The organism is Candidatus Neomarinimicrobiota bacterium (assembly GCA_021734025.1).
GTDB lineage: Bacteria > Fidelibacterota > JAANXI01 > JAANXI01 > JAANXI01 > JAANXI01.
In genome coordinates, this window is record JAIPJS010000023.1 from 44,424 (window position 1) to 56,508 (window position 12,085).

5 protein-coding genes are annotated in these 12,085 nt (G+C 51.0%); 2 read left to right on the forward strand and 3 right to left on the reverse strand.

Going from position 1 to position 12,085, the window contains the following annotated elements; genetic code table 11:
- From K9N57_16230 to K9N57_16240, 3 genes are all read right to left on the reverse strand, one after another.
- Positions 1-798 (reverse strand): polyphosphate polymerase domain-containing protein, encoded by a 798-nt coding sequence (locus K9N57_16230; protein MCF7805733.1) that lies wholly within the window; start codon positions 796-798, stop codon positions 1-3.
- Positions 799-806: 8 nt separating this feature from the next.
- Complete coding sequence (locus tag K9N57_16235; protein MCF7805734.1) at positions 807-1,874, reverse strand: hypothetical protein; 1,068 nt, start codon at positions 1,872-1,874, stop codon at positions 807-809.
- Between the two features lie 1,290 nt (positions 1,875-3,164).
- On the reverse strand, positions 3,165-6,158 hold the full coding sequence (locus tag K9N57_16240; GenBank protein ID MCF7805735.1) for an N-6 DNA methylase: 2,994 nt from the start codon (positions 6,156-6,158) through the stop codon (positions 3,165-3,167).
- Positions 6,159-6,558: 400 nt separating this feature from the next.
- Here K9N57_16240 and K9N57_16245 point away from each other — a divergent pair, with 400 nt between their 5' ends.
- Together K9N57_16245 and K9N57_16250 are read left to right on the forward strand one after the other, a co-directional pair.
- On the forward strand, positions 6,559-6,915 hold the full coding sequence (locus tag K9N57_16245; GenBank protein MCF7805736.1) for a hypothetical protein: 357 nt from the start codon (positions 6,559-6,561) through the stop codon (positions 6,913-6,915).
- Positions 6,916-7,739: 824 nt separating this feature from the next.
- Complete coding sequence (locus tag K9N57_16250; GenBank protein MCF7805737.1) at positions 7,740-12,014, forward strand: fibronectin type III domain-containing protein; 4,275 nt, start codon at positions 7,740-7,742, stop codon at positions 12,012-12,014.
- The last annotated feature ends 71 nt before the right edge of the window (positions 12,015-12,085 follow it).

Sequence of the window (12,085 nt, forward strand, 5' to 3'; positions counted from 1 at the left end):
CTATAGCTGGGGCTCCTTTCGGCTTGTTTTACGGAGTTTGTTGTCGCGCAGGTGAACGCCGTTGGTGTGAATTCGTTTTCCCAGCCGGCGGTGACTATTGATACAGATAGTATATTTGGAGAGCGCCTCGTGGGTAATATCCAATTCGGCAATCAGATAACGTAGCCAGGTGGGATACCGGGTGAATGTTTTGACCTCCATAATAAAATGCCCTTTAAGGGCTTTGACCGTGCCCGACTCGTCTCCCATCGAAGTGATATCCGTATCCAGCGAGCTCCGGAGAACCTTGTCAAAGGTAATTCGCAGATTCCGATCGAATTTATAGACAAACGCCTCCCGGTCGTATATCACCTTGATGGCCGGGCGCAGATCCCGTCTGGTATAGTAATACAAAAAAGGCATCGCCTGCCCGGCGGGATCCTGCACACCGTTATTCGTGTAGACATACGCCTCTATATCACCAGTGTTCAGCAGCGGCTTCAGATTGGCCCGTAACACCGGCGCTCTGTTCTTGCTGATGACGTTCACGTCCTTCCGCTTGATTTCCAGGAAAGTCAGCGAATCATCCCGGACGGCATCGTACCCCCGAATCCGGAATTTTTTCCTCACCTTAATTCCGGACAGCTTATTGTAATACGCATCCAGGCTCATGGTATCGAAGTAGATACTCTTGACCGTATACTGGTCATCTCCCGTGCGTTTGGCGTACGGATCGATCTTAACGTACGGACGAATATATTCCCGGATTTCGTCCAGGCGGTTTTCCGGAATTAAATATTTATACTCGAGACGTCCCATTTACGCTTTCATCTTGTGAGGTTGTGCCGGATAACCTGCCGGATATATTCGATCGGTGACAGCCGTGCCCCCTCAATTTTGCACACGGCAATCAGCCGGTTCGGCAAATGTCGTTCCCCGGTCAATTGCACATACGCCGGGAACACCTGCTCACTGCCGACCATGTTTATCCGGTCTTCAATCCGTGTAATCGTCCCTGAAACCGGATCATTTTCGGCTAATTCGACGGTGACCGTATCACCCACTCCCACGGCCTGCCGGTATTTCCAGCGGATAGCCATCACGATCATATTGCTGCGTTCCTCCACGAGCATCAACGTGTCACCGCCGGTTTGAAAGGACAATCTCCCAGCGATGGGAGTCCGCAGGACATTCAGTTCCAATTGACGTTCCAACGCGTCGATCTGCGCCTGCAGTGATGCAATCTCTGCCCGGCTGACAGCCAGTACTTCCGGCTTCTCACCAGACCGGACTGAAGTCAGGTAGGCTTCCGCAGCGGCCACTTCCAGTTCGGCGATCCGTTCCCGGCCCTTGGCGATCTCAAATTCTTCCGATGAGACCAGGTTTTTTTCATGCAATGCCCGCTGGCGCTCCGTGATCTGCTGCTGCACCCGGAGTTCTTCTCCGGCCAGTTCCAGTTCCCGGCGTGCCTCTTCAATTACCGGCGCCTTCTCGCCGCTCGCCTCTGCATTGAGCGTCGCCTGCATGACGGCCAAATCGCCCCGAAGTTCAGCCAATTGTTGTTCCATGCTACCGGACTCGATGGTACCCAAAGTATCACCCTGAGCAATTGTCTGACCATGGTTCAATTCCGGACGCGTTCGGAACCGGACCACTCCGCCACGATCGGCATGAAAGACTGTAAACAGTTCCGACTTTCCTGTCCGGTAATCCCTCAAAATAGTACCCACACTGCCGTCCGGCTGCTTGGCCACTACCCAAACCGAGGCAGGGATAATCCGCCCTGGTGCGCTGATATTTGTTGAGATCCGAATCGGAACAATGAGCAAAATACCGAGCAGTGCGACCAGGAAGGTTATCAGGACCGGAATTCGCTGGATTTTAAAATTGACCATGCCGTTGCCATTAATGGAAAGGGTTTCAGTCGATAAGTTTACAATAGCCGGAACCGCTAAACAAATTATTAAACTGGTTTCCCGGCCCACCTTCGATGGGAACGCAGGGAAAATAATTTACATGGAGTGTACCCGAGGAGGGGGGGGTGTGGAGGAGAATGCATTTTCGGTACCCGCCCGACAATCCACGTTATTCCTTGTCGGGGGATTCGATATAGAGTTCCTGTCGTTTACGACGAATCGCTCCTGATCCGTGGTGGCATCCCGGAGCCGGGCGTGCTTCCTATCATTCCTTTACCCGTTTTTTCTTGATATCCCACAGGGATCCCTTCCGGGGAAAAACGGGGAGAAAAAATCAAGCCTCGTAGAGATCCCTCTGGGAAAAACTTCGAACTCGCACATCGAAAGCCTAGTGACTGTCTTTCACAATAAGGGGAGGAAACAAGATTTGTAAAGAGATTTCTATCGGGGTGCTCAGACACGAAGTTTTCAAAAAAGAACCGGAGAAAGATCTTCACTTAGTGAAGTTGAGGTTTTTTAACAGCCTTGCCATTCGTTTTGTAGTATTTCTGCCGGTGGACCGTCACCAAACCCAGCTGTCTGAAGGAGTGGAGCGACTGAGTTCGGGTTTGGTAGGGAGACCGGTGTAGAAATACTTGAAACGGATGGCCCAGCTGGATTTTTGGTACTTTTTCTAAAAAAGTACAAGGAGAAACAAAAATGTAGTAAAGATTAGCCGATACTCCCCTCCACAATCCCAATCTCATCGTCCGTGAGGTCGTACAATTCATAGACCACCTGATCGATCTCCCGGTCGGTGGCGGTGATGCGGCGCTGCAGGACGACGCGCTCCTGATCCGTGGCAGCCTCCCGGAGCCGGGCGTGCTTCCTATCATTCCTTTACCCGTTTTTTCTTGATAAAAAACGGGTAGAAAAAATCAAGAAAACTTCGAACTCGCACATCTCAAACCTAGTGATGGTCTTTCACAATAAGGGGGAGACAATAAAGTTGTGTAAAGAATTTTCTACTCGAGTGCTCAAACACGAAGTTTTCGAACAAAAACCGAGAGAGGATACTTATCGTATAGGTATAAAATGGTTTATCGGCCTTGAAAACTGGTTTGCTCCAACGCTCGACGAACGGAGGTAAGTGAGAACCAGCTGTCTGACCGAAGGGAGTTCTGGTTCTCACCCGAAGAGAGTCGCAAGCGTTTTCAAACCAGTTTTCCCAGCCGGATTTTTGGTACTTTTTCTAAAAAAGTACAAGGAGAAACAAGAATGCAATAAAGATTAACCGATATTCTTTTCCACAATCCCAATCTCATCATCCGTAAGATCGTACAATTCATACACCAACTGATCGATCTCCCGGTCGGTGGCGGTGATGCGGCGCTGTAGGACGGTGCACTCCTGATCCGTGGCGGCGTCCCGGAGACGGGTGTGCAGCGCGAGCATCCGGTCGGCTAACTGCTCGATGTCACTCTTCAGAGTTTTGTCTGAATTATTATTTTCACTAATCTGATAAATCGGCAAACGCTCAATATACATCGGTTTATATTCATAATATCCTCCTCGTTTAGTTGAGGATATAATTGACATAATAAATTCGAGAATTTTTGAGTTTAAAATCCCTAATAAAAATTTGTCTCCATTTTCAATAATTGAAGTTTTATCATTCGAATAAATCCCTTTTATATCAAATGTAAATGAAGCTTCTTTTATTATTGTAGGTATTACAACCTTTTGTTTTTCAAATGCCTGGTAATAATCAACTGTATCTTGAATCTCATACCACTTATAATTACCGCTTTTTCTACCAGCCCATTTCCCTTTATATCCCTTAGGTTTAGGCTCCAAAATTTCTTTATAATTCTCCAAGTAAGATTTGATCGCCGGGTATTTCTCAATATTTATTCCCCGCCGAGTAAATATTACAAATTTGTCTGGAGATAGAGGTTTATAGCGATTTACATCTCGTCCTACCACAAATGGTTTAATTACTTCTGTACTATTTTCGTCTTCCTCAACGAGCCTATTTTTAATTTTTGTGTCAATTACAAACGCTTTATTTCTACCTGTTTTAATCCCATAGTGGATCTCATACTTTTCAATAGATACAAGTTTTTTTCCAGTGTTATTAATTTTTTCTGCTAAACTTTGTTCTTCCTTTGATATGAGATTCCAGCCTGTTGGATTTAAACTATTTTTAAATACTTCGATTGAGTTTTTTATAAAAGAATCTCTGAGAGAATAAGTATCAATATTTTCGTCGACAATTAGCGCTTTCAAATCATTAATTGGTTTACGGTTTTTAACAATCATAATCATAGGATAAGTCGAGGCATTTTTAAAAACTTGGTAATCATCGAAATCCACGATCTCCCGGATGGCGAACTCCTGCAGAAACTCCCGCAGCGGCTTGCCGTAGTTGGCGCGCATCCACTTGTTGGCGACGATGTAGCCGAACAGTCCGCCGTCCCGCAGCAGCGACAATCCCTGCTCGATAAAGTAGGCGTACAGGTCGGCATAGCCGTGATAGACCTTGTAATGTACTTTGAAATATTCCTTGAACTCGCTGAGCATCTCCTGCCGCACGTACGGCGGATTTCCGATCACCGCATCGAAGCCGCCGTTGTCCATAATCCCGGCGAACTCGTCCTCCCAGTCGAACACGTTGATGCGATAGAGCTCCTCCTCATCCATCAGTCCCAGCTGTTCGCCGTCGTAATAGTCCGGCGCAATCAGCGAGTTGCCGCACTTGATGTTCTCATCCAGCGACGGCAGCGCCCGCTCGTGGAAGAACTTCATCTGCTGGTGCAGGGTTTCCTCGTTCTCACCCTCCAGCACCTTTAGCAGGAGGGAGAGTTTGGTCACCTCCACCGCCTGGGCGTCGATATCCACACCGTAGATGTTGTTCAGCAGGATGCGCTTCTTCTCCGCCGTGGTCAGCCGCCAGTCGCCCGCCTGCCCCTGGTACAGCACGTCCGCGTGTTTCTCCGTGCCGTGCTCCGTATACCAGTCCCGGTGCCAGTCCAGCAGATACTGATACGCGCCGATGAGAAACGAACCCGAGCCGCACGCCGGATCGAGGATTCGCAATTTCGAGGCTTTTTTCGGCGTGCTGCCTTCAAGCAGTTGTCCGACGGTCTGCTCGACGATATACTCCACGATGTAGGTCGGCGTATAGTGCACGCCGCCGGCTTTGCGGACCTCCGGCTTTTCCTCCACCTTGGCGCGGTGTCCCGCCGTCAACCGGATGACCTTGCCCAGGAACTGCTCATACACCTGTCCCAGGATATCCGCGGGAAGCACCGAAAACTCGTACGGACTGTCCGGGTAATAGAGATTCCCGATGATCTCCTTTAGCGCCTTGTCGTCGATCTCCAGTTGTGGCGTCAGTTCATCCGGCGCATCCTCGCGCCCGCTTTCGTCCTCGAAGTGGAACAGCCCGGAGTTGTACTTCTCGTCCGCCCGGTAATACAGGTTCAATAATCTCCCATAGATGTGAGAGCCGTTCAGCAGTCCGCGGAGCTGCCCGTAATCCTCCACGCCGCGATCCTCGCAGATCCGCAAAAAGATGATTCGGTCGATGGTGCGCTGGACGGCAAAGTTCAGCTCCCGCTGGGAGAGGTTTTCATTCCGCAATGCAATATTCCGCGCCAGCAGGTCGCGCCAGCCCTCGATGTCCTGCAGGAAGGCGTCGTCCACCTCCGCCGTGCCGCGCTTCTTCTTGGTGGAGTCCGCGTACCGGTCAAATGCGCCTTTCAGGATGGCATCTCTGGAAAAGATCTCCACAAGTTCATCCCAGCGATCCACATACTCGTCGTACCTGATATACTTGATCCGCCCGGTGGATGCTTTGTCGTTTTTCACCGGACGGTTATTGCAATCGTAGACCGAGAACTCCTCGAAATCCGTCAGGATGCTCAGCGGCAGCTTTGCCGACCAGGCATAGCGCCGGAGCTGGTACGCGGGATGGATATCGTGCTTGATATCCACGGACGGTTTTTTCGCTTCTACAAAGAACTTGCGGGCGCCGCCAACTCGAAACGAATAATCCGGCGCCTTGGTCGCCCCGCCGATCTTGATGGCGTCCTCGTGCACAACATCTTTGTACGCCTCAGAATAACCCTGCTCGTTGTCCACGTCCCAGCCTAACAATTTAAAGAGCGGGTCGATGAACTCCCGGCGCACCTGGGTTTCGTTGTAGTCACCGGTGCGATAGGCGTCACGGTTACGGTGAAAACGATCGACGAGTGCTTCCAGTTTCTCCGGAGGAGCCATAGGCACTTTCCTGATGTCGGTTTACATGCAGATCAAACGGTGTTGAAACGGTTGTTAAATTGCGGAGAATGGATGGGGAATGCCAGCGGAAAATTTGATGTCTACCGCCATTGACCGCTACTGCCCGCCGTTTATCGCTTTCAGCGTAGACGGCGGTTGTATTAATACTTACCGTAAACGGCGCTGAAAGCGGCCGTCTACGGCGGTATTTTTGACTATTCTTAATACACCGCGAATGACGCTGGAAGCGGTCATCCGCGGGAGGGACTTGCTGCCATTGGCCGCTTGGAGCGCCGATGGCAGTTGTTTATGTCTACAAACGCACCGCCAACGACGCATTTAGCGTTCGTCGGCGGAAGCTCGCTTCCGGCATTGTTCCCTTCCAGGGAGGATGGTGGTTGTGAGATACTTACATTTCTCCGCCACTCCGCCCTATATTCCTCCCGGAGGACTCTTCGGCGGATCTATGAACACCAAAGATGCCAACTTTCGGAAAGATGGCATCTTTTTTTCTCTTTGTCGGGCTACTCGGACTATGGTTCATCTCCGGTGGGTAAAAGGAAACCCTCCTTTACACCACACTCCCCTCCATAATCCCAATCTCTGGATCAGTGAGATCATACAGGTCATATACCAATTGATCGATCTCCTGGTCGGTGGCGGTGATGCGGCGCTGCAGGACGACGCGCTCCTGATCCGTGGCAGCCTCCCGGAGCCGGGCGTGCTTCCTATCATTCCTTTACCCGTTTTTTCTTGATAAAAAACGGGTAGAAAAAATCAAGCCTCGTAGAGATCCCTCTGGGAAAAACTCCGAACTCGCACTCTTACATTTTAACATGGTCTTTCATAATCCATAGATGAAAATTTAGTATGATTATTGCTCTATATAAGGGTGCTCAGACACGAAGTTTTCAAAAAAGAACCGGAGAAAGATCTTCACCGAATGAAGTTGAGGTCTTTTAACAGCCTTGCCATTCGTTTTGTAGTATTTCTGCCGGTGGACCGTCACCAAACCCAGCTGTCTGAAGGAGTGGAGCGACTGAGTTCTGGGTTTGGTAGGGAGACCGGTGTAGAAATACTTGAAACGGATGGCCCAGCTGGATTTTTGGTACTTTTTCTAAAAAAGTACAAGGAAAAAACTTCGAACTCTCCCGACCCGTCGGGATCAGACACGAAGTTTTCGTCACCTGAATTATTCATAAATCGGAATAAATGAACATCTCCTCTTGGAACATTTCCAATACTTTCTCTGGTTCGGAAAAGCCCCCTGAATATTTATTCAATTGGATTCCCGAAAAATGTGCTGCTATCTCATGAATTATACAGGGTAAAAGAAACGGAGTGTTGTAAATATCCAACAGATAGGGATTTACCTTGTTGCAACTTTGCAACACCCAGAGCCAACGACACAGAGGAAACCGCTTAACCACAGTACTTCCAAAAGGTGGCATACAGTTTGTCTTATTTTTGATATCTTGCAAAAATGATTTTATCGGGTCTGGAAATTACAGTTTTTAGCCACGTGGAATCATTGTGGTTTAAGTATAACATGCAAATAACGCATACATAAAGGGGATGATTATGACACAAATGCAACGGTTTATCTCCGCGCTGATGATTTTGGTACTGGCGGGACTTCCCGGCAGCATCCTGAGTCAGACGGTTACGGATTCTGCCACGGTTTCCGTCGGTGACTGGAGTGTCGACGGCGAATACTTTGATTTTTCGCTGGACTCCGTCACCACCGATACCTCCGGAACAGACTATGTACCAGATTTCCACGGCACTTATAATGAGGGGGTAAACTTTGGCGCGGAAGGCTCACAAATTCCAGGCAAGCGCCTCCTCCGCTACTCCACATCCGGCAGCCTGGATACGGTTTCCACCGTTCCGGAATGGATCAATGCCGCACCCTGGGTGGCAACCTCCTGGGATTTTTCAAACGGCACCGGCGGATCGCCGATAGCGGTCGGCGAACTCTGGATCGTCTATACCAGGGAAGGTAACTATGCGGTGATGGAGATCACTGAAGTCAACAGCACTGACAACACCTTCACCTTCAATTATAAATATAACGCCAGCGGCAGCCGGGACTTTGGCATTCAGTCAGGCGAGGTGACCATTGATGTCAGCAGCGTTGAATATTTTGACTTCTCCCTGGATTCCGTTTCCACCGATACCAGTGGTGCAGAATTCGTCCCCGATTTTCGTGGTTCGAGTAACGAGGGCGTCAATTTCGGCGAGGAATTCTCCGGCATCCCGGGTAAACGCCTGCTCCGATATTCCGAAAACGGCGTCATAGATACGGTCGGCACCGTGCCGGAGTGGACCAACGCGTCACCCTGGGTGGCAACCTCCTGGGAAAGCGACGGAACAAATTACCAGCCGATTTCCGTCGGCGAACTCTGGGTGGTCTATACCAGAGAAGGCCATTACGCGGTGATGGAAATTACGGAAGTGGATTCCAGCGACTGGGGATCGGCAGGCTTCGGTGACTATTTTACATTTAAATACGAATACCTCCCGGACGGCAGCCGGAATTTCGGTGGCGGAAATATCGAAGACCAGCCACCGGCTGTGCCAATGGGACTCCAGGTCTCCGCCGCCACGCCGGACAGCGTGGTACTCACCTGGACCGCCAATTCCGAAACCGATCTAGATCATTATCAAGTTTACCGGAATACAAACAACGATGTCGCGAATGCGTTGGACGTCTCCGCAACAAACTCCTTTACAGATACGAATGTGGATTCCGGTCAGATTTACTATTACTGGGTCTCGGCTGTGGATGCCGGTGGCAACGAGAGCAAACGTTCCCAATGGGCCATGGCCAACACCTCGCTATTTCCGTTGCAGGTCGGTACAGCGACTGTCTCCGCCTCCGCCAGCACCGAAGAGTACTTCGACTTTTCGCTGGATTCTGTGGCCACCGATACCAGCGGTAAGGCGTATATCCCGGACTTCCGCGGAACACCCAATGAAGGCGTAAACTTCGGCAGCGAAGGGACGCTCATCTCAGGCAAACGGCTCTATTTGTACGAGCAATCCACCTTCACAGGCATCATCGATACGGTGACGACCGTACCGGACTGGACGAATGCATCGCCATGGGTCGGTACTTCATGGGAAGGTGACGGCACAAACGGGCAACCCATTGAAGTGGGCCAACTCTGGGTGGTCTACACCAGAGAAGGGCATTACGCCATTATGATCATCACCGATGTAAGCAGTACCGATGGTACATTTACGTTTAACTACAAGTACAACCCAAACGGTACCCGGGATTTCGAAAATATCCCTGAAGAAGAGGTACCGCCGGCGCCCCCAACAGGTCTGACCGCTGTTGCCTCACCCGATAGTGTCGTGCTCACCTGGGACGCGAACACCGAGTCGGACCTTCGATACTACAAGGTGTACAGAGGTGATACCGGCGATCTGAATACGGCTACTTCGCTCGTTACGACTGGAGACACATCCTATACCGATGCCTCGATCGACTCCGGACAGGTCTATTACTACTGGGTACTGGCAGGAGATACCGGCGGACTGGAGAGCGAATTCTCCATGGGCGTCATGGTCAACACATCCGTATTCGATGTTCGGTCCGGAATGGCGACTATTTCCGTAGCTCAACCCGAATATTTCGACTTTTCGCTGGATTCGGCCACCACGGATACGTCCGGCGCCGAATATATTCCGGATTTTCGTGGCACTTCGAATGAAGGTGTGAACTTTGGTAATGAAAGTACCCAGATCCCAGGGAACCGGATCCTGCGGTATGCTGAAAATGGTATTCTGGATACCGTAACCACCGTACCCCAATGGACTAACACTTCGCCGTGGATTGGCGTATCCTGGCAGGGCGATGGCACCAACGGCCTGCCACTTGCCGCGGGCGAACTCTGGGTCGTCTATACCAGAGAAGGCCATTACGCGGTGATGGAGATTACGGAAGTGGATTCCAGTGATTCCGGGACACCGGGATTCGGTGACTGGTTTAGCTTTAAATATGAGTACCTCCCCGGTGGGGGCAGAGATTTTGGCGGCGGCAGCACCGAAGATCTCCCCCCGGCCACGCCAACGGATCTCAGGATTGCGGGAGCGTCACCGGACAGTGTTATGATCTCCTGGAGCCCCAACATTGAAGCCGATCTGGCTTATTACAAAATCTACCGGAGTACGAATAACGATATTCCCGATTCGCTTGATATTTCAGCGACTCCCTTCTATACCGATCTCGCAGTGGACTCAGGAAAGGTCTATTACTACTGGGTATCCGCTGTGGACGCTGCGGGGCAGGAGAGTCAACTGACACAGTGGGTGACGGCGAACACCTCATACGCCCCCCTCCAGAGCGGATTCGTAACCCTCTCCGTAGCCAACAGCGAATATTTCGATTTTTCGCTGGATTCGGTGGCCACCGATACGTCCGGCGCCGAATATGTGCCCGATTTCCATGGGACGTTCAACGAGGGCGTCAACTTCGGTAGTGAGGGCTCGAAGATCCCAGGCCGGCGACTGATCCGGTATGCGGCATCCGGAAACCTGGACACGGTTTCGGTTGTTCCGGAGTGGACAAATGCCTCTCCATGGGTCGAAACCTCGTGGGATTTCTCGGACGGTACCCTCGGTATGCCGCTATCGCCAGGCGAACTCTGGGTCGTCTATACCAGAGAAGGCCATTACGCAGTGATGGAGATTACGGAAGTGGATTCCAGCGATTCCGGGACACCGGGATTCGGTGACTGGTTCAGCTTCAGGTACAAGTATCAGCCGAACGGTACCCGAAGATTCGAGCCGGGTGAAATGGATCTGCCACCAGCGGCTCCGCTATTGACGCGGGTGTTGACATATATCGACAGCGTAACCATTCGCTGGGAAGCCAACCTGGAAGCCGATCTGGACCACTACATCCTGTATCGCGGAACCAGTATCGATACCAGTGCCGCCGATACACTGACTACACTCAGATCTTCGCAAACCGCGTATGTTGATACCTCCGTAGCCAGTGACTCTCATTATGCATACTATTTGGGGGCGGTCGATGCCGCAGGCCAAACCAGCATGTTAAGCGGCAGCGGTTTGATAAAGACGTTGATTGACACCATCAGGCTGGATAGCCAGGTGGTCCACATTGGGTCCGATCCGGTGTACTTTGATTTCAGCGCCGGGTACGCTTTGAAAGATACCACTCATCCTGCGCGAGTGGCAGACTTCTGCGGTACGGCCAATGAAGGCGTCAACTTCGGGGCCGAAGGGACGCTTATTCCCGGAAACAGACTCCTCCGCCTTGCGGTAAACGGTTCGCTGGATACCGTAAAGACAGTTCCGGAATGGACAAACCAATCGCCATGGATCGCCACATCATGGGAAAGCAATGGCACCAACTTCCAGTCGATTGCCGAAGGCGAACTCTGGGTGGTCTATACCAGAGAAGGTCACTACGCCGTCATGGAAATCACGCAGGTTGAGACCGAGGATAATTCCCGGTTCTATTTCCGCTATAAGTATCAACCAAACGGCAGTCGGGAGTTCAATGGCAAAACAGTGGATGCAACAGACGAACCGCTGGTCATTGATAAATTCAGCCTGGCACAGAACTATCCGAACCCGTTTAATCCCACCACGCAGATTCAGTACGATATTCCACAGAAAACGCAGGTTCGAATCAGCGTGTACGATATGCTTGGACGGCAGGTTGCGGTTCTGGTCAACAAATCGGTTGAACCGGGACGGTATACCGTGGATTGGGATGGCCGCGATGCCTATGGTCACGCGGTGAGCTCCGGAGTCTACTTCTATCGGATTGCGACAACTGAATTCACTGATGTCCGGAAGATGGTCTTTATGAAGTAAAGTCTCTGAAGTAGATGTGGGGGAGATACAAAAAAGCCAAGCCCCCCCACCCCCCCGGCGGGGGTGTGTCT